This is a genomic window from Thalassospira sp. HJ (assembly GCF_000948415.1).
Taxonomy (GTDB): Bacteria; Pseudomonadota; Alphaproteobacteria; order Rhodospirillales; family Thalassospiraceae; genus Thalassospira.
On record NZ_JYII01000004.1, the window covers coordinates 1 to 24,295 of the forward strand.

Annotated in this window: 23 protein-coding genes; 9 read left to right on the top strand and 14 right to left on the bottom strand. The window is 55.4% G+C overall.

The features are described from left to right. Positions 1 to 246: 246 nt before the first annotated feature. The 5 genes from UF64_RS01855 to UF64_RS01875 all read right to left on the bottom strand — a co-directional run bounded on the left by UF64_RS01855 (position 247) and on the right by UF64_RS01875 (position 7,593). On the bottom strand, positions 247 to 2,253 hold the full coding sequence (locus tag UF64_RS01855; RefSeq protein ID WP_044826932.1) for a CocE/NonD family hydrolase: 2,007 nt from the start codon (positions 2,251 to 2,253) through the stop codon (positions 247 to 249). A 99-nt stretch (positions 2,254 to 2,352) separates the two neighbouring features. Next, on the bottom strand, positions 2,353 to 3,984 hold the full coding sequence (locus UF64_RS01860; protein WP_044826933.1) for an ABC transporter ATP-binding protein: 1,632 nt from the start codon (positions 3,982 to 3,984) through the stop codon (positions 2,353 to 2,355). Then, positions 3,977 to 4,804 (bottom strand): ABC transporter permease, encoded by an 828-nt coding sequence (locus UF64_RS01865; RefSeq protein WP_044826934.1) that lies wholly within the window; start codon positions 4,802 to 4,804, stop codon positions 3,977 to 3,979. The genes UF64_RS01860 and UF64_RS01865 overlap by 8 nt, the downstream gene beginning before the upstream one ends. Continuing rightward, positions 4,801 to 5,808, bottom strand: a complete 1,008-nt coding sequence (locus UF64_RS01870) for an ABC transporter permease (protein ID WP_044826935.1) — start codon at positions 5,806 to 5,808, stop codon at positions 4,801 to 4,803. The genes UF64_RS01865 and UF64_RS01870 overlap by 4 nt, the downstream gene beginning before the upstream one ends. 195 nt (positions 5,809 to 6,003) lie before the next feature. Then, a complete protein-coding gene (locus UF64_RS01875) occupies positions 6,004 to 7,593 on the bottom strand; it encodes an ABC transporter substrate-binding protein (RefSeq protein ID WP_044826936.1) in 1,590 nt (529 codons plus the stop codon). An 860-nt stretch (positions 7,594 to 8,453) separates the two neighbouring features. On the opposite strand from UF64_RS01875, the gene UF64_RS01880 reads away from it, so the two are divergent. Beyond that, a complete protein-coding gene (locus UF64_RS01880) occupies positions 8,454 to 8,867 on the top strand; it encodes a universal stress protein (RefSeq protein ID WP_044826937.1) in 414 nt (137 codons plus the stop codon). Positions 8,868 to 8,933: 66 nt separating this feature from the next. Beyond that, entirely contained in the window at positions 8,934 to 10,604 is a 1,671-nt protein-coding gene (locus tag UF64_RS01885) for a BCCT family transporter (protein ID WP_044826938.1), read from the top strand. Between the two features lie 111 nt (positions 10,605 to 10,715). Here UF64_RS01885 and UF64_RS01890 read toward each other — a convergent pair whose 3' ends face one another. Continuing rightward, positions 10,716 to 11,174 carry an META domain-containing protein gene (locus tag UF64_RS01890; protein ID WP_044826939.1) on the bottom strand — a complete coding sequence of 153 codons (459 nt, stop codon included), beginning with the start codon at positions 11,172 to 11,174 and terminating at the stop codon, positions 10,716 to 10,718. Positions 11,175 to 11,401: 227 nt separating this feature from the next. Between UF64_RS01890 and UF64_RS01895 the strand changes: the two genes are divergently transcribed. The 6 genes from UF64_RS01895 (at position 11,402) to UF64_RS01920 (ending at position 16,966) form a co-directional block, all read left to right on the top strand. Further along, entirely contained in the window at positions 11,402 to 12,397 is a 996-nt protein-coding gene (locus tag UF64_RS01895; protein ID WP_044826960.1) for an Ldh family oxidoreductase, read from the top strand. A 302-nt stretch (positions 12,398 to 12,699) separates the two neighbouring features. Next, positions 12,700 to 13,545, top strand: a complete 846-nt coding sequence (gene phnC, locus UF64_RS01900; protein WP_044826940.1) for a phosphonate ABC transporter ATP-binding protein — start codon at positions 12,700 to 12,702, stop codon at positions 13,543 to 13,545. Between the two features lie 70 nt (positions 13,546 to 13,615). Then, positions 13,616 to 14,632, top strand: coding sequence for a phosphonate ABC transporter substrate-binding protein (gene phnD, locus UF64_RS01905; protein WP_052657411.1), 1,017 nt, complete (start codon positions 13,616 to 13,618; stop codon positions 14,630 to 14,632). Positions 14,633 to 14,700: 68 nt separating this feature from the next. After that, positions 14,701 to 15,513 (top strand): phosphonate ABC transporter, permease protein PhnE, encoded by an 813-nt coding sequence (gene phnE, locus UF64_RS01910; RefSeq protein WP_044826962.1) that lies wholly within the window; start codon positions 14,701 to 14,703, stop codon positions 15,511 to 15,513. 3 nt (positions 15,514 to 15,516) lie between these two features. After that, entirely contained in the window at positions 15,517 to 16,164 is a 648-nt protein-coding gene (locus UF64_RS01915) for a chloramphenicol acetyltransferase (RefSeq protein WP_044826941.1), read from the top strand. Between the two features lie 100 nt (positions 16,165 to 16,264). Next, positions 16,265 to 16,966: a DUF1045 domain-containing protein gene (locus UF64_RS01920; RefSeq protein WP_044826942.1), complete on the top strand. Its 702-nt coding sequence runs from the start codon at positions 16,265 to 16,267 to the stop codon at positions 16,964 to 16,966. A gap of 53 nt (positions 16,967 to 17,019) precedes the next feature. On the opposite strand, the gene phnN is transcribed toward UF64_RS01920, so the two are convergent. Genes phnN through phnG form a run of 8 tightly spaced genes read right to left on the bottom strand, consistent with a single transcriptional unit; the run spans position 17,020 to position 23,439 of the window. After that, positions 17,020 to 17,634 carry a phosphonate metabolism protein/1,5-bisphosphokinase (PRPP-forming) PhnN gene (gene phnN, locus UF64_RS01925; RefSeq protein ID WP_044826943.1) on the bottom strand — a complete coding sequence of 205 codons (615 nt, stop codon included), beginning with the start codon at positions 17,632 to 17,634 and terminating at the stop codon, positions 17,020 to 17,022. Further along, positions 17,631 to 18,773, bottom strand: a complete 1,143-nt coding sequence (locus UF64_RS01930; protein ID WP_044826944.1) for an alpha-D-ribose 1-methylphosphonate 5-triphosphate diphosphatase — start codon at positions 18,771 to 18,773, stop codon at positions 17,631 to 17,633. Before UF64_RS01930 ends, phnN begins: the two co-directional genes overlap by 4 nt. Further along, the gene (gene phnL / locus UF64_RS01935; protein WP_044826945.1) at positions 18,766 to 19,470 is read right to left on the bottom strand and encodes a phosphonate C-P lyase system protein PhnL; all 705 of its coding nucleotides are present in this window, start codon (positions 19,468 to 19,470) and stop codon (positions 18,766 to 18,768) included. Before phnL ends, UF64_RS01930 begins: the two co-directional genes overlap by 8 nt. A gap of 14 nt (positions 19,471 to 19,484) precedes the next feature. Further along, positions 19,485 to 20,258, bottom strand: coding sequence for a phosphonate C-P lyase system protein PhnK (gene phnK, locus UF64_RS01940; protein ID WP_044826963.1), 774 nt, complete (start codon positions 20,256 to 20,258; stop codon positions 19,485 to 19,487). Between the two features lie 8 nt (positions 20,259 to 20,266). Continuing rightward, positions 20,267 to 21,193, bottom strand: a complete 927-nt coding sequence (locus UF64_RS01945) for an alpha-D-ribose 1-methylphosphonate 5-phosphate C-P-lyase PhnJ (RefSeq protein WP_044826946.1) — start codon at positions 21,191 to 21,193, stop codon at positions 20,267 to 20,269. A 4-nt stretch (positions 21,194 to 21,197) separates the two neighbouring features. Continuing rightward, positions 21,198 to 22,331 carry a carbon-phosphorus lyase complex subunit PhnI gene (locus UF64_RS01950; RefSeq protein WP_044826947.1) on the bottom strand — a complete coding sequence of 378 codons (1,134 nt, stop codon included), beginning with the start codon at positions 22,329 to 22,331 and terminating at the stop codon, positions 21,198 to 21,200. Positions 22,332 to 22,333: 2 nt separating this feature from the next. Then, positions 22,334 to 22,942, bottom strand: a complete 609-nt coding sequence (gene phnH / locus UF64_RS01955) for a phosphonate C-P lyase system protein PhnH (RefSeq protein WP_044826948.1) — start codon at positions 22,940 to 22,942, stop codon at positions 22,334 to 22,336. Continuing rightward, positions 22,942 to 23,439, bottom strand: coding sequence for a phosphonate C-P lyase system protein PhnG (gene phnG / locus UF64_RS01960; RefSeq protein WP_082049457.1), 498 nt, complete (start codon positions 23,437 to 23,439; stop codon positions 22,942 to 22,944). Before phnG ends, phnH begins: the two co-directional genes overlap by 1 nt. A 133-nt stretch (positions 23,440 to 23,572) precedes the next feature. Between phnG and phnF the strand changes: the two genes are divergently transcribed. After that, positions 23,573 to 24,286, top strand: coding sequence for a phosphonate metabolism transcriptional regulator PhnF (gene phnF, locus UF64_RS01965; RefSeq protein ID WP_044826949.1), 714 nt, complete (start codon positions 23,573 to 23,575; stop codon positions 24,284 to 24,286). Positions 24,287 to 24,295: the final 9 nt, after the last annotated feature.

Here is a 24,295-nt window from a genome sequence, read left to right on the forward strand (position 1 = left end):
CATGGCAATGTCCTCCTTATACTCGAGCGTCAAAGCTCTTCCAGCGGTTCGACAATGCCTCCAGAGGCCGTGAGTGTTCAGCTTTTTTACGGACGTAAAAGTCCAAGGCCGCATCAACACCTCACGGGTCCGGGAGCCTGCGTATACGCAGGCTCCCAAGTGAAAAGAGGCACGAACATCATAGCAAATGTTCGTGCCTCTCAATGTATAAGGCCGGAAAACCGGCCCTTTGTTTTTAGTGTGTGCTTACATGAAGTTTCGCGGGATGGTTTTTTCCCACTTCTTTTCAAACACCTGTTCGGTGCCTTCGTAGCCGATGACCCAGGCCGCGACATACCAGTTGTCTCGATCACATTTAAGCTCGGCATGGCAGTCGGTGCGCACCGACCAGCCATCGCGTTCAAGATCGCAGGTCCATGCTGCTTCGCCTGACACAGAGGTCGGGTCCAGCGGGTTGATGGTCCAGGTTTCGCTGCGCACTTCACGGGTCGACAGGCGCGAGTCCGGATGTTCAAACAGACCGGTATCCTCGTAGATGCGATACCGCGTTTCGTTCTGCGTCAAATTACGCTGAACACTGCGTTCCGTCCGGCTCGGTTTGTGTTCGATATACTTCGGCAACGGATCGGGATTGTCAGGTTCCTTGACTTCGATCGTCTCATGCTCGCCCAGTAACGGCAGATCAAAGGCAATCGAAGATGGCGCAATGGACAGACCCGCATCGAAGGGTGGCGGCAGGATCATCGGCCAGTAGGATGTCGAGAGCGCAAGACGGATGCGGTGCCCGGCATTGAAACGATAGCCACAGGCATCGAGCACCAGCGTGATGGTAACTTTCTTGCCGCGCGGCATCGGTTTGGGATCGGCATAGTTGGCGTCCAGATCGCGATGGGCAAGGTTGAGTACCCCGAACGAAACACGGGTTGCCGTGCCATCGGGATGGACATCAACCAGGCGCGCGCACAGGTTTGACCAGTCCGCATCGCATTCCACATCAAGCTTCACAACCGGACGGCCCAGAAGGTCGATTTCGGTTTCCAGCGGGGCTGTTTCAAACACCAGCGACCCGGCATCATCAGAACGCTGATCAATCGCCATTTCGACGTCGGGTTTCAGGGTAAAGTACTCACCCGACGCGGTGCCAGTATCAAGCGGCGATTTCAGATAAATATCTGCGGCCGGGGCATCGTCGCTTCCCGGCTCGAACCCCAGTTTGCCGTCATTGACATAAAGGGTCCGGGTTTCGGGTTGCGACCAACTGTCCTTGCCAATCCAGAAACCCGGATCAAAGTCACGGCGTATCGCCGGTTTCGGGCCATCAAGGATATAGGCGCGCATTTGGGGCAGTTCATCAATGCCGTTGTCATCACCCCGAAGCCACTTGTTCCACCATTTGATGGCCTCGCCGGTGAAGTCAGCACGGGGCTTTGGCCATGCGAAATGCGGATATTTGTGCACCCAGGGACCAATCAGGGCTTTGGCGCGATCTGGCATACCTTCAATCGCGCGGATCGGAGTGTTGCGATAGCCATCAGCCCAACCGGCCAGAACCATCGACGGGATTTTGACCGCATCAAAATCCTCGCCGATTGAGGCATGCTTCCAGTATTCATCACGGGTCTGATGTTGCAGCCATTCTTCAAGGAAGAACGGTTCTTCCTTAAGGCGGTGCAACCACATCGCGCGCCAGTCATCCCCGACCAGTGCCGGGTCCGGTGTGCGCGACTGATAGGCCAGCATGGTGCCCGCCCATGAAAGCTGCGCACCCAGATGACAGCCATTTTTGTAGTGAATGTCGTCGTTATAGCGATCGACGGTGGAGGCGATCGAAATTACTGCTTTCAGGGCTGGCGGATTAAGGGCCGCAACCTGCAGGCAGTTAAACCCACCCCAGGAAATCCCCATCATGCCGACCGATCCGTTGCACCATGGTTGATCTGCAATCCAGGCGATCAGTTCACAGGCATTGGCCAGTTCAAGTTCGGTATATTCGCCGTCGATCACACCATCAGATTCACCTGATCCGCGAATATCAAACCGCACACCGGCAATGCCGGCCTTGGCAAATTCGGGATAGGTGGCTTCGTCGCGAACACAGGTGCCATCGCCCTTGCGATAGGGCAGGAATTCGAACACGGCGGGTACCGGGTCGTTTTCAGCATTGTCTGGCATCCACATGCGCGCAGCCATTCGGGTGCCATCGGCAATGGTGACAAAGGTGTTTTCAATAACGGTGAAATTTCGCTCGGACATATCGGGGCGTCGTCCTTTTGGTGGCAGTTTTTGTAATGTGGGGCTTATTCAAAAAGGCGGCCCGGATTGTGGGCCGCCTTTTTGACTGTTGCACGGTTATTAGTGACCGGCACTTTCCATTTTGCGCGAGGCCAGAACTTTTTCCAGCCAGCCCAGTTCCATTTCCGGCACCGACTTCAAAAGAAGGTCGGTGTAATCATCAAATGGCGGGTTCAGAACTTCGGAGCGCGGGCCGAAATCGACCAGCTTGCCCTGCAGCATCACCGCAACGGAATCGGCAATTGCACGCACAATTGCGATGTCATGGGTAATGAACAGATAGGACACCTGACGTTCCTTTTGCAGACGCAGCAAAAGATCAAGGATGCCTTCGGCAACCAGTGGATCAAGGGCCGAGGTCGGCTCGTCACACAGGATCAGTTCCGGCTGTGCAGCAAGGGCACGTGCGATGGCCACACGCTGCTTCTGCCCGCCGGAAAGTTCGGCCGGATAGCGGTCATAAAAAGCCTCGCCCATCTCGATTTCATCAAGAAGTTTGATGACTTCCTTTTTGCGTTCCGCACCGCGTTTTCCGAAATAGAACTGCAACGGACGACCGATGATCTGCCCGACGGTTTGGCGCGGGTTCATCGCGGTATCTGCCATTTGATAGATCAGCTGGATGCGCCGCAAATGATCGCGTGAGCGATCCTTTTGCGCGTTGGACAGTTCCTCGTCCCCGAATTTGATGCTGCCCTTAAAGGGCGGCAGCAAACCGGTAATGACACGTGCGAGTGTGGATTTACCCGAACCGGATTCGCCCACCACGGCCAGTGTCTGACCGCGCGGCACATGCAGCGATACGTCATGGAGAACCTGCACCCCGTTGCCATAGGCTGCCGAGATGTTTTCAACTTTCAGCAACGCGTCCGTTTGATCGCGGGCTTCGGTCTGTTTGGTCTGACGTACATTGACCAGCGCCTTGGTATATTCCTGACGCGGGTTTTCAATGATCTGCTGAACCGGCCCGTATTCGACGGTATCGCCGTTACGCAGCACCATGATGTCATCCGAGATCTGGGCGACAACGGCCAGATCGTGGGTGATGTAAAGGGCGGCGGTACCGGTCTTCTCAATCGCGTTCTTGATCGCGGCCAGAACGTCAATCTGGGTGGTCACGTCAAGGGCGGTGGTCGGTTCGTCAAAGACGATCAGTTCCGGTTTGGAACACAGTGCCATGGCGGTCATGGCACGTTGCAGCTGTCCGCCCGATACCTGATGGGGGAAACGGTTGCCGAAATTCTTGGGGTCCGGAAGACCCAGAATTTCAAACAGGTAGTCAGCTCGCTCACGGGCTTCGGCCCGCGTCATCAACCCATGTTCGACGGTGGCTTCGATCACCTGATCACCCAGCTTGTGCGCCGGGTTGAAAGATGCCGCGGCCGATTGCGCAACGTAACAAACACGTGCCCCGCGGATTTTACGGATCCCCTTTTTATCAAGCGGCAGGATGTCCTCGCCATCCAGCAGGACTTCACCACTCGTGATGCGCACGCCACCCCGGCCATAGGCGAGGGCCGCAAGGCCGATGGTTGATTTGCCCGCACCGGATTCCCCGATCAGGCCAAGAACCTTGCCCTTTTGCAGATCAAAGGAAACACCGTGGACAATCTCGATATCCATCGGGGCTTCGCCCGGCGGGAAGATGGTCGCGCCAATGCGCAGATCGCGTACCGATAAAAGATCAGACATCGCCGCGGCCTCCTTTCAGGCTGGAAGTACGTTTCAGCAACCAGTCGACAACCATGTTCACGCAGACGGCAAGGGCCGCAATCGCACCACCCGGAATAAGGGCGGCCTGAATGCCAAAGATGATGCCATCCTTGTTGTCCTTGACCATGCCCCCCCAGTCAGCAGCTGGCGGCTGAATGCCAAGGCCGAGGAACGAAAGGGTGGACAGGAACAGGATTGAAAACGCGAAACGCAGCCCGAACTCGGCCAGAAGCGGCGAAAGTGTGTTGGGCAGAATTTCGCGGAAGATGATCCACATCTTGCCTTCGCCGCGCAGTTTGGCGGCTTCGACGAACTCCATGACGGCAACATCAAGTGCAACCGCACGACCCAGACGATAGACGCGCGTTGAATCCAGAATGGCCATCACGGCAATCAGAATGAAGATGTTCTGCGGCAGAACAGCCAGAACTACCAGTGCGAAAATCAGGGTCGGGATCGACATCATCAGATCGTTGAGACGCGACAGCCCCTGATCAATCGGACCACCGGAAACAGCGGCCGTGAAGCTCAGGAAAATGCCGATCGAAAACGACAGGATCGATGCCGCGAGCGATACGAACAAGGTCGTCTGCGCACCGTAAATCAGGCGTGACAGAAGATCACGACCCAGGTTGTCAGTGCCCAGAAGATAAAGATCACCGGCCGGTTCCCAGACACCCGCAACAATTTCGCGTTCCCCATAGGGCGCGATAAGCGGGGCAAAGACGGCACAGCCAAAAGCAAACAGAATGCCCAGAATTCCGATCCAGGCGGTCAGCGGGATTTCACGTAATCTCATCGCGGATGCCTCAGTCTCGGATTGGCGACAATGGCGACGATATCGGCCGCCATGTTGAGCAGGATATACACCGCCGCAAAGATCAGGCCGCAGGCCTGCACAACGGGCATATCGCGCACTGTCACGGCATCAACCATATATTGGCCCATGCCTGGATAGACGAAGACAACCTCGACCACGACAACACCGACTACGAGATAGGCAAGGTTAAGCGCCACCACGTTGACGATCGGGGCAATGGCATTGGGTGCAGCGTGTTTGACAATCGCCTTGAACGCGCCAAGGCCTTTAAGCTCTGCCGTTTCCATATAGGCCGATGACATGACGCTGATGATCGCTGCACGCGTCATGCGCATCATGTGGGCCAGAACAACCATCACAAGGGTGGCTGTCGGCAAGGCAATCGCGGCCAGTCGTTCCGACCAGGGCATATTGTCATAAACCGTGGACGGGAAGGTCGCGATACCCATCTGAACGGCAAAGAACACGATCAGGATATAACCGATAAAGAATTCCGGCAGCGAGATCGCCGCAAGCGAGACCACGTTGATTACGCGATCCGGGATGCGGTTGCGATAGTGAACCGCCACCATGCCAAGACCAACTGCAAGCGGGACAGAAATTGCTGCAGCAAAGAAGGCCAGGAACAGCGAGTTGCCAAGACGTTTGGTGATCTGTTCGGTTACCGGTGCACCACTGGCCCAGCTATTGCCGAAGTCACCCTGGACAACCCCGCCAAGCCATTCGAAATAGCGCGTGGTGATCGGGCGATCCAGACCAAGGTCTTCGCGGATATTGGCAATCGACTGCGGTGTTGCAGACTGCCCAAGATAGGTTTCGGCGAAATCACCCGGAAGGGCTTCAACGCCAGCAAAAATCAGGACTGAAACAGCCCAAAGCAACAACACACTCAAGCCCAGTCGTTCGGCAATCAGTACCGATAACGGATGGGTTTCTTTCAGTCTGTGTCGCGCGGCTCGCACGCCGGCCAAAGGACTGGCCATGAACACATACTCCCCTAATTGGCCTGAACGGAAATTCAAGACGGGTGGGACGGCAAAGGGTGCTTTGCCTCCATCTGGAAATTTCGATCAGACCATGTGTCAAACAAACAGGCGAACAACAAGACGGGGATCACGGCCAAAAAGGCCGTGATCCCGCAAGTCTTCAGTCAAAGGAATGCAAGGCACCCCGACGAATTAGCTGTTGAGCCACAGACGCGTCGCAACATAGCCGTTCGACATGTCGTTACCGATATCATCGACAAAGCCGGAAACATTGGTCGTGGTTGCGTTCACGAAGTCGTTGAACATCGGCAGGATCAGACCACCGGTGTCACGGACCATCAGTGCCATGTCGTGGTACATTTCCTTACGCTTGGCCTGATCGAGTTCAGCACGTGCTTCGAGAAGGATCTTGTCGAAGTCGGTGTTGAAGAAGCGGGTATCGTTCCAGTCGGCACTCGACAGATACGCGGTCGAATACATCTGGTCCTGGGTCGGACGACCACCCCAGTAAGAGGTCGAGAACGGCTGAACGTTCCAAACGTTCGACCAGTAACCGTCGCCCGGCTCACGTTTGATTTCGATGTCGATACCGGCTTTTTTCGCGGTTTCCTGATACAGGACCGCGGCATCAACGGCACCCGGGAAGGCAACGTCGGACGTGCGCAGCAGAACCGAACCGTCATGGCCGGACTTCTTGAAGTGGAAGGCCGCCTTGTCCGGATCATATGCGCGCTGTTCGATTCCTTCCGGGAACAGGGCATAGGTTTCGTTGATCGGGAAGTCGTTACCGACCTTGCCGTAACCGCCAAGGATCTTTTCGACCATGGTTTCGCGGTCCATCGCATATTTCAGCGCCAGACGCAGGTCGTTATTGTCAAACGGTGCGGTGTTGCAATGCATGATGAAGACATAGTGGCCACGGCCCGAAGTGGTCTGAATTTCGACATTCGGTGCACGCTTAAGAAGGCCAACGGTCTTCGGATCAACACGGTTGATGAAGTGAACCTGACCCGATGACAGGGCTGCCATACGTGCGGTCGCGTCGTTCATCACGATCATTTCGACCGAATCAACAAAGCCGCGGTCGGTACGCCAGTCATTTTCGTTCTTAACAAACGTTGCGCGCACGCCGGCTTCGAAATTGTCGATCTTGAACGGGCCGGTACCGATACCGGCATTCGGGTTGTCATAACCACCACCCGGCTGGATCACGAGGTGATAGTCACTCAGCAACAGCGGAAGATCAGCATTGCCTTCAGACAGCGTCAGAACAAGGTCGCCGCCCTTGTTTTCGATGCCCTTGATCGAACCCAGAACACCCAGCGCGCCGGACTCGGACTTTTCGTCGGTGTGGCGGTTCAGGGTTTTGACAACATCGTCGATGGTCAGTTCGGCGCCGTCATGGAACTCGACACCCTTGCGGATTTTGAACGTCCAGACCGATGCATCTGCATTCGGTTCCCAGGATTCAGCAAGCGACGGAACGGCAAGGCCGCTGGTCGGATGCGATTCAACTAGGGTGTCACCCCAGTTACGGTTCATTGCAAAGGTGAATTGCGAAGAAGATTTTGCCGGATCAACAACGTCGGTCGAAGAGCCGCCCTGAAGGCCAAGTTTCAGATGGCCGCCCCGTTTGGGTTCCTGCGCCATAGCCGACTTGCCATAGAGGCTTGTGGCTGCAGCAAGGGTCAGGCCGGCGGCCATCGAACGGCCGATGAATTCACGACGGTTCATTTCATGTGCGGTGACGCGTGACGCGAAATGCTTGATAGGGTCAGTCATCCCTGTTCCTTCTCTGATGCTTTTGGTCTTGTTGAATTATTTAAATGGTGTGGCAGTACCTGCCCGCGATTTGGTTGTGCTTGGTTTTGCGGGTTTGGGTGTTGTTCGGACACAAACGGGCATGCAGCAAAAAGACGTGCTGTTGCGCCATGTCACCGTTTTGCACAGTTTGTGAACTCCCCCGTTTGGCCACAATAATTTCCCCTTTCGGGTGTGTGCACGGCCATGGATGGCTGCCTCTGACGAGGTGCATCCAGCAAATATGTTCGCTCCGAACCAATGATGTCCGGGCGCGAAAGCACATGTTGTGTGGGACAGACAGTGCACAAATCGCGCACATCGTGACACGAGTTTGGGGCCTTCATCAAGCCAAGTGCGCGGTGCGGTGTGTTTTTTCGGCATCCGGGGATAGATTTCCGGTCGCAAATCTTCTCTGAAAAATAGAATAGATATCCGATGGATTTTTCCAAGAAACGCCTTGCCTGATAAGGGGTTTACAGGTGGGGAAACCGGTGTCGTACTTGGCGTGATCTTCGTATGAAAAAAAAATTAAAATTTTCGGGTTCGAACATCAAAAATGCCCATCGAGGGCCCGGTTGAGCCTGTTGGGAAATCAAAAAATAATCGCTGTAACGATTCGATGTGAAGCCCAGAGTTACGCAGCAAACAGCGTAATTTTCACGCACAAATATTGTCAAATATGACGCGGAAGTTTTGCAGCAAATATTGCAGCAATGTTTGTGTCCACTTTCGAAAGTGCCTTTTTGATTTTGATGACCGTCGATGTTAGGCTCTGAGCGCTACCCTGATATTTTGTGAAATCATGAAGTTCAGGGGTGGTGCACATAACGGAGGAATGAATGTATCAGAAGATGCTCGTGCCTGTCGATTTGGCCCACGTTGATAAATTGGATAAAGCAATTAAAACGGCGGTCGATCTAGCCAAGCATTACAAGGCCGAGATAAGCCTTCTCGGTGTCGGTACCAACACACCGTCATCGGTTGCGCATACACCGAAGGAATTCGAACAGAAACTGCAGGCATTTGCCGAGGATCTGGCGTCCAAGCACGGTGTAAGTACCAAGGCCGTTACCCACATTTCGCATGATCCCGCGGTGGATCTTAGCAAGGAACTTGTCGCCAAGGCCGACGAACTGGGCGCTGACGTAATTGTCATGGCATCGCATGTGCCCGGTATTGCCGACCACATTTTTGCGTCTCATGGCGGATATGTGGCGTCTCACTCGGATCTTTCCGTATTCCTCGTGCGTTAAGGAATACGAACGAACAATTTTACGGCTAGGGGTAGCTGTATATTCATTTAACCTAGGGAGTTTCAAATGGGGTCTGAAGCTGACACGGGCATTGAAAGCCCGGACGGTGCAGCGAACCCGATTGATACAGAATATGAAATCGGGCAGGACAATATCCAGGCAGAGATCGGGCCATTTGGATTGGATGTCCATAACCCGGTCTTTCTGATTTCGGGTCTTGCAATTGTTGCTTTCGTCTTTCTTACCCTGGCCTTTCAGGAAAGTGTCGGGCCGATGTTCAACGACCTGCGTGGTTGGCTGACATCGTCGCTCGACTGGTTCTTCCTGTCTGCGGCCAACGTATTTGTCGTGTTGTGTCTGTTCCTGATTGTTTCACCGCTCGGCCGTGTGCGCCTTGGCGGTGCGGACGCAACACCGGATTATTCCTATTCTGGCTGGTTTGCCATGCTGTTTGCTGCGGGCATGGGCATTGGTCTGATGTTCTATGGCGTGTCAGAACCGATTTCGCATTTCACGTCCTCGATGGGCGGGATTTCGGTCGGCGATGATGGCATGCGTACCGACTGGGCGCCGCTGGGTGCTGCTGCCGGTGATACGGATGCTGCCTTTGATCTTGGCATGGCCGCGACCATCTTCCACTGGGGGCTGCACCCTTGGGCGATCTATGCCACGGTGGCACTCGCCCTGGCGCTGTTTTCGTTTAACAAGGGTCTTCCGCTGACCGTTCGTTCGATCTTCTATCCGATCTTTGGCGAGCGTGTTTGGGGCTGGACCGGTCATATCATTGATATTCTGGCCGTGTTTGCGACCCTGTTTGGTCTTGCAACCTCGCTTGGTTTCGGCGCGGAACAGGCCAATGCCGGGCTTGATTACCTGTTTGGCATTTCTGTTTCTGACACCTCAAAGGTGTTCCTTATTATCGGTATTACCGGTGTGGCACTGATTTCGGTGCTGGCTGGTCTGGATGCCGGGGTTAAACGCCTCTCGGAAATCAACATGATCCTGGCAGCCCTTCTGCTGCTGTTTGTTGTGGCGGTCGGCCCAACGATGGAAATCATTACTGGTTTCTTCTCGAGCCTGCTGTCCTATGCGGAATATCTGCCGGCGCTTTCGAACCCGATCGGTCGTGATGATGCCAACTTCAGTCAGGGCTGGACGTCCTTCTATTGGGCGTGGTGGATTTCCTGGTCACCGTTTGTCGGCATGTTCATCGCACGTGTTTCGCGTGGCCGTACGGTCCGTGAATTCATCACTTGCGTTCTGATCATTCCGTCGCTGGTTTGTGTTCTGTGGATGACTGCCTTTGGCGGTACCGCCGTTCACATGGTGACCGAAGGCGTATCGGCGATTGCCGAAGCAGGCCTGCCGATCAAGCTGTTCACCATGCTCGATCAGCTTCCGATGCAAGCCATCACGTCCTTCATCGGCATTGTCCTTGTGATCGTGTTCTTTGTGACCTCGTCTGACTCCGGCTCGCTCGTGATTGATACTATCACTGCAGGCGGCAAGGTCGACGCACCTGTTCCGCAGCGTGTGTTCTGGTGCACCTTCGAAGGTCTGGTCGCGATTGCACTGTTGCTTGGCGGTGGTCTTGGGGCGTTGCAGGCAATGGCCGTATCGACGGGCTTCCCGTTTGCGATTGTGCTGCTGTTTGCCTGTTACTCGATCATTCAGGGTCTGCGCTCCGAACCCAAGGCGGTTGGTGCGAACTCCGAAGCGACCGACAGCAAGGACTAAAATTTCGACATTCATGTATCGCTGCGATACATCGTCAAACGAAAGGGGCACCAACTGGTGCCCCTTTTTGTTGTGCGCAACATGCTGCGCTGAAATCCGTATCTGGAATGTTTAGGGTGCAGTGGATGTCAGCTGGATCACGACGTTGCCGGCGCTGTCTTTGAGAACAAGGTTGCCATCGACCATGTCCCAACTGCTGACCAGAACAAATGCACCGCTAAAGGCGCTCTCGATCCGCATGGCTTCTTCTGCGATGCAGAGTTTGCGGGTCATGGCAAGCTGAGCGACGCCAAGCGACGCTCCTGATTGCTTGTAACCGCCGGAATACTGATTACAGCCAGCATTGCCAGAAACCATGCCATCGGCGGAAAAGGTGGCGGTTGCCATTACGGCTTCTGTTGGCGACAGGGTGGCGTTGCCGTCTTGGACCTGCACCAGATGCCATTCCTGACCGGCAACATCCGACCAAGGCGTGTTCATGGTGCCGGTCGATGTCGCGCTGCAGGCTGCAAGCAACAGCGAGGAAGCCAGTGCGACCGATGAAGCAAGTGCGTGCTTTGCCCGATGCATTTCCGATTTCCTGTTCTGCGTGTTCCGTGATGGTCAACACTGCCATCTGTGCGTTGGATGAGGATAGCACATTTTAAATGTCGACCGACCAAACATAGTGTCGGTGTGCGCTGCAATGAAAACGCCTTTGCGCGCGGGCATGGCTTCCGGCTATGGTGAGGTTCCCTTTGGCGCAGGATCCGTGCGCCGATAAAAGCCCCACCGTTCAAAGCCAAGGTCACCAGACGATGAAGATTTCCCTCAAAGATGCCCACGCGCTTGTGTGTGAAACGCTGATGCGCTGCAACGTTCGGCCGGATAATGCCGCATCGGTCGCGACCGCGTTGATCAATGCCGAGGCATCTGGGCAAGGGGGACATGGATTTCGTCGGGTGCCGGCCTATTCCGCACAGGCAAAGGTCGGCAAGGTCGATGGCATGATCAGCCCGGTCTTTGAAAAGCCCGTACCCGGTGTGTTGCGCATTGATGCGCAGCATGGCTTTGCCTATCCCGCCCTTGATCTGATGATGGAACACCTGCCGGATATGGCGCGCAGTCAGGGGATTGCGATTGCATCAATCCATCGATCACACCATGCCGGTGTGATGGGCCTGACCGTTGAACGCCTTGCCGAGCAGGGTTTGGCTGCCATGATGTTTGCCAATGCGCCCGCTGCGATGGCGGCCTGGGGTGGTCGCCGTCCGATGTTTGGTACAAACCCGATTGCCTTTGGCGTGCCGGTTGGTGATGCCGGTGATCCGATCATTATTGACCTCGCCCTTTCAAAGGTTGCCCGCGGCAAGATCATGGCGGCCCGACAAAAGGGTGCGGAGATCCCTGATGACTGGGCGCTTGATGTCGACGGCAATCCGACCACGGATGCCCAAAGGGCGCTGGACGGTACGATGATCCCGGCCGGTGGTGTAAAGGGTGCAGCCCTTGCCATGATGGTCGAACTTCTGGCAGCCGGTTTGACCGGTGCGCAGTTCGGTCATCAATCCTCGTCGCTTTTTGATGACAAGGGTGCGCCGCCTGCCTTGGGTCAGTTGATCATCGCAATCGACCCTATGGCAACCGGCGGGGCCGGGGTGATGGACCATCTTGCCAGCATCGCAAACGAGATCGCCGCCGAAGAAGGCGTGCGCTTGCCTGGCCGTCGTGGCAAGCAAGCTCGTGCACTTGCCGAAGCCGACGGGCTTGATGTCGAAGACGACATCATCGATACGATCAATGGCATCAAATAAAGATCTCCGATTTTAAAGAATAAACCGGACCTGCGGATTTCACGGTTGGTTATTTATTTTTGCAAACTCTTGGAATTCTGAATTACTCACGCAAATATGATGCCAATTTGTGTGAATGTTACAGAAATTCGTTCATTTTTCGATGTGAACGATGTTTTCAATATTTGATGTATAGACAAGTTTGATTGTTGTCGGGGCGATATGCGCCGCGTAATCATCGAACTGTAACATCAGTGTCACCGTAGAGTCGCGGTTTGTGCGTAGCTTCTTGATCCAGCGAAACACATTCAGGCGACTCTTTGATGCTGGTTGTAGATATCTCTGGACTGAACAAAAGCTTTACCCGCGACAAGCGCGCTCTTAGCGACGTCAAGCTGCAGGTACGCGAAGGCGAAATGGTCGCCCTGATCGGCGCATCAGGTTCAGGCAAATCCACTTTGATCCGTCATATTGCCGGTCTGCTGCGGGGGGATCGCGATGGCGGCAAGATCACTGTGTTTGGCGAAACCATTCAGGAAAACGGCAAGATTTCACGCGGGGCGCGCAAGGTGCGCTCCGAAATCGGTGTTGTGTTCCAGCAGTTCAACCTGGTCAGCCGTCTTTCGGTTCTTACCAACGTTCTGATGGGGCTTCTGGGCCGTGTTCCGGCATGGCGCGGGTCGCTTGGCCTGTTCACCAAGGCCGAAAAGATGCGCGCCATGAGTGCGCTGCATCGCGTTGGCATTGATGCCCATGCTGCCAAAAAGGCACGGAACCTTTCCGGTGGTCAGCAGCAGCGCGCAGCAATTGCACGCACCATCACACAGGGTGCCCGCCTTATTCTTGCTGATGAGCCGATCGCATCGCTTGATCCGGCATCCTCGCGCAAGGTGATGAACACGCTTGATCGTGTGAACCGCGAAGACAACGTCACCGTCATCGTATCGCTTCATCAGGTTGATTACGCAAAAGACTACTGCAAACGCACCATCGCCATGCGCGATGGTGAAGTTGTTTTTGACGGACCGTCAACCGAACTGACGCCGCAATTCCTGCAGGAATTGTACGGCGAACATTCTTCCGAACTTTTTGCCGATGGTGCAACGGAGGCCGTAGCGCCTGCCTCAAAACCCGTCGCAGAAAAGGACCTGGCTGTCGCAACAAGCTAGCCGGGCCAGTTGTCATGACTGCCTTACCTTCTCGAAACATGTCCAAATCTATTCTGACAGGGGACTTCTTATGAACGTTAAGACAATCGCATCCGCAGCATTTGCGGCCACGATGCTGGCATCCGTCGTTGCCAAAGCCGATGTAGAATTCAAGCCGCTGGAACAGGATCCGGAAAGCCTTGTTTTCGGTATCATTTCCACGGAATCGACTTCCAACCTTAAAGCTCAGTGGCAGCCGCTGATCGACGATATGTCCGAAGCACTCGACATGGAAGTCGAAGCGTTCTTCGCACCGGACTATGCCGGCATCATCGAAGGCATGCGTTTTGGCAAGGTTCACGTTGGCTGGTTCGGCAACAAGTCCGCGATGGAAGCTGTTGACCGTGCAGGTGGCGAAATCTTCGTTCAGACCTCCAAATCCGATGGTTCGAACGGTTACTATTCCCACATCATCACCCAGGCCGATAACGACAAGCTGAATTCGCTTGAAGACCTTCTGAAATGTGATGGTTCGCTGAACTTCGGTATCGGTGATCCGAACTCGACCTCGGGCTTCCTGGTTCCGTCCTACTATGTGTTTGCACAGAACGGTGCGGATCCGAAAGAGTGCTTCAAGACGGTTCGTAATGCTAACCACGAAACCAACCTGATGGCGACTGCCAATGCACAGGTTGATGCCGCTGCCAACAACTCCGAGCAGCTTGCACGTACCCAGATGAACAAGCCGGAAGTCACCGAAAAGGTCAAAGTGATCTGGACCTCGCCGCTGATCCCGTCTGACCCGATGGTTTACCGCAAAGACATGTCGCGTGAACTGAAATCACGCATCAAGGCATTCTTCCTGGGTTATGGCCGCTTTGGCGATGTTGAAGGTGCCAAAGAAGTTCTTGCCAACAACTCTGATGGCATGGGCCTCTTCATGGAAAGCTCCAACGCGCAGCTTTACCCGATCCGTCAGCTTGCACTGTTCAAAGACAAGCTGAAAATTCAGAATACCGAAGAGCTTTCTGACGAAGAGAAAGCAGAGCGTGTTACTGAAATCGATAAGAAACTTGCTGAGCTCGACATTCTGGTTTCTTACCAGTAATCGGACTTTCGACAGGGAGTGCACATATCGTGCGCTCCCTGTTTGCTTTTACTTCCGGGATTTAAATGATGAACAGCAGCATTTCTTCGACATCATCTGTCGCAACGGAGCTTCCGCCGCGTGATCTGAAACGCTCGGCTTCAAGCTTCCTGCTTTGGGCGGTTATCCTTGGTCTTCTGGCCATGTCGTGGGAGGGCGCGGACATGCGCCCGATGGCGCTGTTTGAAAACAGCGGCAACATGGTCGACTTCGCCGAGGGTTTCTTTCCGCCCGACTTCCTGATGTGGAAGATGTATGTCGAAGAAATGTGGATCACCATCCAGATCGCGATCTGGGGTACAGCACTTTCCATCGTGTGTTCGATCCCGTTTGGTATTCTTTCCTCGGAAAACATCGTGCCCGTCTGGGTTTATCAGCCGGTTCGTCGTTTGATGGACTCCTTCCGCGCAATCAACGAAATGGTCTTTGCCATGCTGTTCGTTGTTGCGGTAGGTCTTGGTCCGTTTGCCGGTGTGCTGGCGCTTTGGATTCACACCACGGGTGTTCTGGCCAAACTGTTCTCCGAGGCGGTCGAGGCAATTGATCCTGAACCGGTTGAAGGCATTCGTGCCACCGGCGCCAACGCCCTTCAGGAAGTTATCTTTGGCGTGATCCCGCAGGTCCTGCCGCTGTGGATTTCCTATTCGCTCTATCGCTTTGAATCGAATGTGCGCTCGGCAACGGTGCTTGGCATTGTGGGCGCTGGCGGTATCGGCATGGTGCTTTGGGAATATATCCGCGGCTTCTATTACGCCGAAACAGCCGCCGTCATGATCATCATCATCATTTCGGTCAGCCTGCTCGACATGGGTTCGCAGCGTCTGCGCAAACTGGTGACCTGATCGATGGGGTTCAAGATCACGCAGGCCAAACCGGCGATGAAGGCATTGTCGGAGCGCCCAACGATTGACGACAGTGCAATTGTGGTTGATTGCGACATGGGGATCTGGACCGAAGTCGGTGCACGCACCTCCATGCGCGAAACGAAAATGGATGATTATTCCTATGTCGTGAATGACAGCGAGATCATCTATTCCGACATCGGCAAGTTCGTGAACATCGCCGCGCATACGCGCATCAACCCGGGACAGCATCCGATGGACCGGGCCTCGATGCATCATTTCCAGTACCGTTCCAGCGCCTATGAACTGGGTGAAGACGATCCGGCATTTTTTGACTGGCGCCGTGAAAAGCGCGTCCGTCTTGAACATGATGTCTGGATCGGGCACGGGGCGGTTGTGCAAGGTGGTGTGACCATCGGCATCGGTTCTGTTGTTGGTTCCGGTGCGGTGGTGACCAAGGATGTCGCGCCCTACACGATTGTGACGGGCATTCCGGCAGCTCCCCTTCGTCCAAGGTTTGAAGCAGACATCGTCGATGCCCTGCTGCGCGTTCGCTGGTGGGACTGGTCGCACGAAATGCTGCACGAAAGATTGCAGGATTTCCGCAAGCTCCCGGTGCGCGATTTTTGCCTGAAATACGATACTGTCTGAGCAATCGGACTTTCTCAGTGATAAGATCGGCGCCGGAGGTTAGTCTGATCACTTCGGCGCTTCTTGTTTCCTCATCTGCTTTTATTTCCAGAGCTCATCCATGACCGAACACTACCAACGCTATGGCATTTACTACGCGCCAGAACCGCAAAGCGCGTTGGGGCAGTTTGGCAATACCTGGCTCGGGCGTGATCCGGAAAGCGGCGATATGTTGGCACGTCCGACAGTCATAGGCTTAAGCGAAGCGGACATCGCAGCAGGAACGACATCGCCCAGCCGTTATGGTTTTCACGGCACACTTAAACCGCCCTTCGCACTGCCGGGCGGTATAGATCGCGCTGGGCTTGAAGCGGCCCTTGCCAGCCTTTGCCAAACAATCGTGCCGGTCACCTGCGGGCCTTTGATGCTGAAATCGATCGGCCGGTTTCTGGCCCTTGTCCCGACCGAGCCGGTTGCACCTTTGGCCGATCTTGCCGCAACGCTGGTGCGCGAACTTGATGCTTTCCGCCAACCCGAAGATGAGGCGGCAATGAACAAGCGTCGCTCTTCGGGCCTTACGGATCGGCAGGAAGAAAATCTTGTGCGCTGGGGCTATCCCTATGTCATGGAAGAATTTCGCTTCCACCTGACATTGACCAACAAGCTTTCTGACGACCAGATTAAACCGTTCACCAACGCCTTGGCTGATTTGGTCGCACCGCTTTGCGAGGCGCCGTTTGTGGTCAGAGAAGTCTGCCTGTTTGGGGATCCAGGCGATCAGAAACCGTTCAGATTACTGAAGCGGTTCCCGCTTGCAGGATAGAAAAATGCTGCGCTTTCAAGGTGCTGCATTTTTGGTTCGCCAGATCGAGGGGTTTAAGCTCGGTTGGCGATGGGTTGCGGCATTTCCAGTGCGTGGATGAAGCGCGTAATGCCGGTCTCAAGGTCTGCATCATTATCGACATGAACAACGTGATCGCCTTCGACCTGATAGGCCGATGCGCGCGCAAGGCGGCGCTCGATATCAAGGGCGTCTTCGCGCCCGCGGGCCTGAAGACGGTTGCGCAGGGCCTCGCTGCTGGCGCGGACATTCACAACCCGGACATTGGCCAGCCCAAGCAGGGCGCATGCATCCTCAATCACGCTGCGCGATACATTAACGATAACGGTTTTGCCGGCCTCGACTTTGTCGAGCACATGGCGCGGAATGCCATATCCCAGATCATGCGCCTTCCAGCTTAGAAGGAACGCGCCCTGACGTGCCATCTGCCCGAAATCTTCGGGGCGGACGGGGATGTGGATTTCGCCGACCGATCCGGCCGGGCGGGTGATGCAGCGCCGCGGAAAGCAGAACTGCTTGTCCTTGGCAAGTCTGTCACGGGCTGCATCAAGAAGGGTGTCCTTGCCAACGCCACTGGGGCCGACGACGAGGACCAGAAGCCCGTATCCCGAAGTGCTGGCATGTTTGGGGGCTGAGGGGGTGCCGGTCATGACACCCTGACCCCTTCGCGCCAGACACCGCGCACAATCGGATGGTGCGGGGAATGATGCACCCGGATCAAATCGCCGCGCTTGCCAACCGCGATCTCGCCGCGATCATGAAGGCCAACCTGTGTTGCCGGATTAAGCGACACGGTTCGAATGGCACGTGGCAGGTCGTAACCATCAAACTCGTCAAACAGCTTCATCGCCCCGTGCAAAAGACTATGCGGGACATAGTCGCTTGAAATGATGTCGAGATAACCCTGCTTTGCCAGTTCACCGGCGGCCACATTGCCACTATGTGATCCGCCGCGCACAAGGTTCGGCCCGCCCATCATGACACCAAGCCCGCCTTCATGTGATGCCTTGGCGGCCTCAAGCGTGGTCGGGAATTCGGCCACGGTCATCTTGTCTGCCACGGCCTCGGCGACATGGGCCTGGGTGGCATCATCATGGCTGGCAAGGGCCAGACCCTTGGCGTGAGCTTGTTCAACCACATGGCGACGGTGTTTTTCGGAATAAAGCTCCGCATCGCGACGGCGGGTGGCGATGAATTTGCGCATCTCCTCGTCGCTTAGGCCATATTTACCTTGATAGTAGGTGTAATATGCATCAAGGCTGACGAACTGGCGCTGCCCCGGTGTGTGATCCATCACCGAAAGCATGCTGACGAGTGGCAGGTCGATCAGTTGACCAAGTGCCTCGACCATGCCGGGGAAGGATGTCTCGCAACGCAGATGCAGTTTATGGTCCGCACGCAGCAGCGCATTTTCTAGCGCGTGCTCAAGCGCCTTGACCGACTCAATCAGTCGCACAATGCGCTCGGAGCCTTCGTTGACATCGCCAATGGATACCGCATCAAACACGGTGGTGATCCCGGCACTAGCAACCTGGTTGTCATGGGCGACAACGGCGGCGGTGGCCGGCCAACGGGTTTTCGGGCGTGGGGTGAGGTGCTTGTCGAGATTGTCGGTATGCAGCTCGACCAGGCCTGGCATCAGATAATCGCCGCCCATGTCCTCTGCACCCGGAAGGTTCGAGGCACGATCGGAAATATCGCTGATCTTGCCGTCCTTGAACTGCACGGCCCCGTCAATGACTTCGTTTGCCAGAACCAGTTTGGCATTGGTGAAAATCTGTTCAGTCATTGGTCCCAACTTTAAAGGAAGTCACATCAAACGACCCGGTGCAGACTGCATCACGGGTTTCATGGTCGTGGAAAATTCCGGCGATTGCCGCACCACGGCTTTTGGCTTCTTCAATCAGCGCCAGAACTGTGGCGCGATTTTGGGCGTCAAGCGATGCGGTCGGCTCATCAAGCAACATGATTGGATAATCGGCAATAAAGCCACGCGCAATATTAACGCGCTGCTGTTCCCCACCCGAAAAGGTCAGTGGCGAGAGCTGCCACAAACGTTCGGGGATACGAAGCCGGGTTAAAAGATCGCGCGCCTTTTCGGTTGCTGCCTTGCGATCGGTGCCAAGGGCGACAAGCGGCTCGGCAACGATATCAAGGGTCGGCACACGCGGGATCACGCGCAGGAACTGCGACACATAGCCCAGCGTGCGCTTGCGGATCTCAAGGATCGAATGCGGGCTGGCGGTGGTGATGTCAAGCCAGTCGCCATCATGGAACACCTTGATGGAGCCTTGCGAGCATGTGTAATTGGCATAAAGCATTCGCATGAAGGTACTTTTCCCGGAACCGGATTCACCGGTCAGCGCGATGCAATCGCCAGCCGAAAGCATGAATTCGATACCTTCAAAAACCGGGATGGTCACGCTGCCCTGAGTATGGAGGGTAAAGCTTTTCGCGACGTTTTTAGCATGAAGCATTTCAGACATTTTCTTCGCCCCGATCAGTTCTGCAGAATGGAAGAAACAAGCAGCTGCGTATAGGGATGCTGTGGGTCGTCAAGAACCTGATCGGTCAGACCATGTTCAATGACCTTGCCCTGCTGCATCACCATCAGCCGGTGCGAAAGAAGTCGTGCGACTGCCAGATCGTGGGTAACGATGATCACTGCAAGATTAAGATCGTGAACCAGCCCGCGCAGCAGATCGAGCAATCTGGCCTGAACAGAAACATCAAGCCCACCCGTGGGTTCGTCCATAAAGACGAGGCGCGGGCTGGTTACGAGGTTGCGGGCAATCTGCAAACGTTGCTGCATGCCGCCCGAAAAGGTTGAAGGCAGGTCATCAAGGCGCTCGGACGCGATTTCGACCTTGCCAAGCCAGCTGTCCGCATTGCTGCGAATGTTACCGTAATGGCGATCCCCGATCGCCATCAGCCGTTCGCCAATATTGGCCCCGGCGCTGACATTCATGCGCAATCCATCACGCGGGTTCTGATGTACGAATGCCCAGTCGGTGCGCATCAGAAGACGGCGCTGTGCCTCCGACATCTGATAGACATCGCGCACGCCATCAATACGCGTCTGGTATTCAACGACACCCTTGGTCGGTTCCTGCTGGGCGGAAATGCTGCGCAGCAAAGTTGATTTGCCTGATCCGGATTCCCCAACGATGCCAAGAACTTCACCGGGGCGGAGTTCAAAACTGACATCCTTGCAGCCAACCCGGTCGCCATACATCATAGTCAGGTTGTCAACGCGCAGAAGCGGTTCGTTCATCTGGGTCATTATTCTGCTGCCTTTCCGCGATCTGCAGTGCCAAGGGGTTGGTCATGATGTTGCGGGCCGCGATGGCCGGCTTCCTGTCGTTCCGCGCAGTAATCGGTGTCTGAGCAGACAAACATCCGGTTGCCCTGATCATCGAGAATAACTTCATCAAGGTAACTGTCGCGCGCACCGCACATGCCGCATTCGTCTTCCCAGGTCTGGACTTCGAACGGATGGTCTTCGAAATCGAGGCTTTTGACCTTGGTGTAGGGCGGAAGCGCATAGATGCGCTTTTCACGACCGGCCCCGAAAAGCTGAAGGGCTGCCATATCGTTCATTTTCGGATTGTCGAACTTTGGCGTCGGCGATGGATCCATCACATAGCGATCATCGACCATCACCGGATAGGCATAGGTGGTTGCGATATGGCCATGGCGTGCGATGTCTTCATAAAGCTTTACATGCATCAGGCCATATTCCTCAAGCGCATGCATTTTCCGCGTTTCGGTTTCGCGCGGCTCAAGGAAGCGAAGTGGTTCCGGGATCGGCACCTGATAAACAAGAACCTGATCTTCGCGCAGTTCCTTTTCCGGGATGCGGTGACGGGTCTGAATGATCGATGCTTCCGCGGTTTTTTCCGTGGTGGCGACCTGTGCTGTCTTGGCAAAAAATTGGCGGATCGAGACCGCGTTGGTGGTGTCATCCGCCCCCTGGTCAATGACCTTGAGCGTATCATTCGGTCCGATCACAGCAGCCGTCACCTGAACGCCGCCCGTGCCCCAACCATAGGGCATCGGCATTTCGCGTCCGGCAAACGGGACCTGATAACCCGGTATTGCAACGGCCTTAAGCAGGGCGCGCCGGATCATGCGTTTGGTTTGTTCATCAAGGTAGGCAAAGTTATAGTCCGGTGCCCCGTCTGCCGGGTTTTTCACAGTCTGTTCCATGGGATTACTCCGCGGCCTCGGGTTGGGATGTGCCATTTTCGGCTTCGGACTTTGCCAGGCGTTCCTCGACTTCTGCGCGCATGCGGCGCACCAGTTCCAGTTCACCCTGGAAATCGACATAGTGTGGCAGCTTGATATGTTCGACAAAGCCGGTGGACTGGACATTGTCGCTATGTTCCATCACGAACTCGCTGTCCTGCGCCGGGCCCATGATCTGTTCGCCCATCTCATTGGCGCGCATGGCACGATCAACCAGCGCCATCGAAATGGCTTTGCGTTCGTTTTGACCAAACACCAATCCGTAACCGCGGGTAAATTGCGGCAGCTTGGTTTTCGATCCCTTGAACTTGTTGACAGTCTCGCACTCGGTCAGTTCGATGTCGCCGATATCAATCGCAAAGCCGAGTTCTTCGGGCTCGATCTCGACCGAGACGGTGCCATAGCGGATTTCACCAACAAAGGCGTGGCTGTTGGCGTAACCGCGCTGGGTGGAATAACCAAGGGCCAGAACAAATCCCTCATCCCCGCGCGACAGGTTCTGCAGGCGCAGATCACGTCCAGCCGGGAATTTGACCGGCTCTCGGGTCAGATCGGCAACCGGGGCATTTTCCTCGACCGGCACCGGTTCATCCTGAATAAGACCTTCATAGTTCAGGATGTCATCGAGAACGCGCGGCATGTTTTCATCGACCGGTTGTTCGCCACTTGGCGCTTCGCTCGGCGCTTCGCCATTCGCCATCAGCGTGAAATCGAGAAGACGGTGCGTGTAATCAAAGGTTGGTCCCAGGATCTGCCCGCCGGGCAGGTCTTTGAAGGTTGCCGAAATGCGGCGCGAAACATCCATCTCGGCGGTTTTGATCGGCTTGGAAAACGCAAAACGCGGCAGCGTCGTGCGATAGGCCCGCATCAAAAAGATTGCCTCGATCAAATCACCACGGCCCTGCTTGATCGCAAGGGCAGCCAGATCACGGTCATAAAGTGACCCTTCTGCCATGACGCGGGTCACCGACAGCGACAATTGCTGTTCGATCTGATCGGTTTCGATTTCGGCAATGTCCTTGTCGCCCCGGCGCTGCTCGGCCAGAAGCTTGTGAGCATTGTTGATGGCACGTTCGCCACCTTTTACCGCAACATACATGATTAATTGACCTCGATCCGGGTGGTGCGCGACAGGGCGGCGATCTGGGTAGGGCTTGCGAAAATCACATCAACGCCGCACGGAAACAGGTGATGGTTCTCTGCCCGCCAGGCATGGAAGCTTTCCGGCAGGTTCTTGATCGCAAGGCTATGCGTGTCCTTGATGCCCGGACCCGAAAGGGTCATGGCAGGGTGATCTGAAATCTCATCGACCATCAGGATCAGGGTCGCCGATTGATCCGGGTATTCGGCATTGCCAACGGCAAGGTCGGTAATGAAAGACAGGTCATCGTAAATGCGCGCGACCGCGAAGTCAGCCTGTTTGACATCTGTACTGATCGGGCAGCCACAATGGAATTTCAAATGATCACCAGCGGATTTGGTTGCGCAGGATGGCGACAGCCACACGGTGGTATCCATGTCCGCCATGGCAAGAAGGGCTGCCGTCGCGGCTTCATTCAGGCCATCGGGCGCTGCAACATTGACCGGCAGATCATAAATCCGGCCGGGGCGCGACATGGCATCAAGCAGGGCGCGAAACACGGCATTGGAATCAAAGGCCGCGTGGTCAAAACCGGGCAGCAAGTCACTTGTCTGGGATTGCAGGGTCATCAATCGTCTCCGCGGACAAGGGTGAAGAAATCAACTTTGGTGGCGGCAACCTTGCGCGCATGATCGCGTTTGGCGGTGGCCTGTTCGGTGGCGAGGGTTTCGATGAAGTTGCTTGCCGATCCGTCGCGCAGCATCACTGCATCAAACAGGGCGGCATATTGCGCCTGAATGCGATCACGTCCCTTGACGTAGGAATGTCCGACGGTGCCATCAGATAGGGTGACGGCACAGCGTGTTACCGTCATTTCACCAAGGTTAAACCGCTGCCCGGCACCACCAGCGCGACCACGCACCATCACCATGCCGATCTGCGGTTCGCGCAGGTGGGTCCAGTTTTCGCTGCTGTGATTTTCCGACCACTGCGCTTCAAGCCGGGCACGTGATGTACGGGCCAGAACCGACATCCATTTCTGACGTGCGGCAATTTGCGGGTCGGTGGGGGTGTCTGCATTCCGGTTCTGATTGGTCCGGGCATTCGGGGCGGGGTGCGCCGTCATCAAACTGATCCCTTTTCAACTTATGTCGACAAATTCAAAATTTGTCTAGACGTCTATACCTATTGACGTTATAAGACGATCCAGCACTGTTGGCAAAGGTCTTGCGGTGAAAGTTTTATGAACGGGGAATGTAATGGATTGGGAACCGGGTCTATCTATCTGGAAGCAAATAGAAAAGCAGCTTCTAGCTGATATCTCCGACGGTGTATTTGCACCCGGTGACAAGATGCCGACCGAGATGGAGTTGGTCCGGCGTTTTGGTGTTAACCGCCATACGGTGCGTCGCGCAATGGCCGCACTTGTCGATTCCAATGTTGTCCGTGTCGAGCAGGGGCGTGGTGCCTTTGTGCAGGAACAGATCCTTGATTACCCGCTTGGATCGAAAACCCGCTTTTCGCAGATCGTGTCGGGTCGGCACCGGCTGCCAGACAAGCGTCTTGTTTCGTCCGAGGTGCTCAAGGCTACTGCAACTGTCGCGCAGTTCCTTGATGTCAAACCGGGCACGCGGGTGATTGAATTGTTCTCGGTTTCCGAGGCCGACGGTGTGCCGCTTGCGGTGGCGACAAGTTACCTGCCGGCGGCCCGCTTTGACGGCATTGTCGAAATATTTGTCGAGACCAAGTCACTCACCGAGGCACTTAAACGCTTCGGGATTGATGATTACAGCCGCAAGACCACCCGTATCTCCGCGACGCTGCCGTCATCACGGGTGGCGAACTTGCTCAAGCAGGCGCGCAATCGACCGGTGATTTCGACCGAAAGCGTTGATGTCGATTCTGCTGGCGTGCCGATTGAATATGGCGTGACCGCCTTTTCAAGTGATCGGGTTCAGCTGATCGTCGAGTAGGCACGCAAA

Coding starts and splice junctions, on each gene's coding strand:
- UF64_RS01880 (WP_044826937.1), top strand. CDS start 8,454: ATGTATCAGAAGATGCTCGTGCCTGTCGATTTGGCCCACGTTGATAAA.
- phnC (WP_044826940.1), top strand. CDS start 12,700: ATGCTGGTTGTAGATATCTCTGGACTGAACAAAAGCTTTACCCGCGAC.
- phnF (WP_044826949.1), top strand. CDS start 23,573: ATGGATTGGGAACCGGGTCTATCTATCTGGAAGCAAATAGAAAAGCAG.
- UF64_RS01950 (WP_044826947.1), bottom strand. CDS start 22,331: ATGTATGTTGCGGTAAAAGGTGGCGAACGTGCCATCAACAATGCTCAC.
- UF64_RS01920 (WP_044826942.1), top strand. CDS start 16,265: ATGACCGAACACTACCAACGCTATGGCATTTACTACGCGCCAGAACCG.
- UF64_RS01890 (WP_044826939.1), bottom strand. CDS start 11,174: ATGCATCGGGCAAAGCACGCACTTGCTTCATCGGTCGCACTGGCTTCC.
- UF64_RS01875 (WP_044826936.1), bottom strand. CDS start 7,593: ATGACTGACCCTATCAAGCATTTCGCGTCACGCGTCACCGCACATGAA.
- phnD (WP_052657411.1), top strand. CDS start 13,616: ATGAACGTTAAGACAATCGCATCCGCAGCATTTGCGGCCACGATGCTG.
- phnG (WP_082049457.1), bottom strand. CDS start 23,439: ATGACGGCGCACCCCGCCCCGAATGCCCGGACCAATCAGAACCGGAAT.
- phnK (WP_044826963.1), bottom strand. CDS start 20,258: ATGAACGAACCGCTTCTGCGCGTTGACAACCTGACTATGATGTATGGC.
- phnL (WP_044826945.1), bottom strand. CDS start 19,470: ATGTCTGAAATGCTTCATGCTAAAAACGTCGCGAAAAGCTTTACCCTC.
- UF64_RS01945 (WP_044826946.1), bottom strand. CDS start 21,193: ATGGAACAGACTGTGAAAAACCCGGCAGACGGGGCACCGGACTATAAC.
- UF64_RS01860 (WP_044826933.1), bottom strand. CDS start 3,984: ATGTCTGATCTTTTATCGGTACGCGATCTGCGCATTGGCGCGACCATC.
- UF64_RS01930 (WP_044826944.1), bottom strand. CDS start 18,773: ATGACTGAACAGATTTTCACCAATGCCAAACTGGTTCTGGCAAACGAA.
- UF64_RS01855 (WP_044826932.1), bottom strand. CDS start 2,253: ATGTCCGAGCGAAATTTCACCGTTATTGAAAACACCTTTGTCACCATT.
- phnH (WP_044826948.1), bottom strand. CDS start 22,942: ATGACCCTGCAATCCCAGACAAGTGACTTGCTGCCCGGTTTTGACCAC.
- phnE (WP_044826962.1), top strand. CDS start 14,701: ATGAACAGCAGCATTTCTTCGACATCATCTGTCGCAACGGAGCTTCCG.
- UF64_RS01885 (WP_044826938.1), top strand. CDS start 8,934: ATGGGGTCTGAAGCTGACACGGGCATTGAAAGCCCGGACGGTGCAGCG.
- phnN (WP_044826943.1), bottom strand. CDS start 17,634: ATGACCGGCACCCCCTCAGCCCCCAAACATGCCAGCACTTCGGGATAC.
- UF64_RS01895 (WP_044826960.1), top strand. CDS start 11,402: ATGAAGATTTCCCTCAAAGATGCCCACGCGCTTGTGTGTGAAACGCTG.
- UF64_RS01915 (WP_044826941.1), top strand. CDS start 15,517: ATGGGGTTCAAGATCACGCAGGCCAAACCGGCGATGAAGGCATTGTCG.
- UF64_RS01870 (WP_044826935.1), bottom strand. CDS start 5,808: ATGGCCAGTCCTTTGGCCGGCGTGCGAGCCGCGCGACACAGACTGAAA.
- UF64_RS01865 (WP_044826934.1), bottom strand. CDS start 4,804: ATGAGATTACGTGAAATCCCGCTGACCGCCTGGATCGGAATTCTGGGC.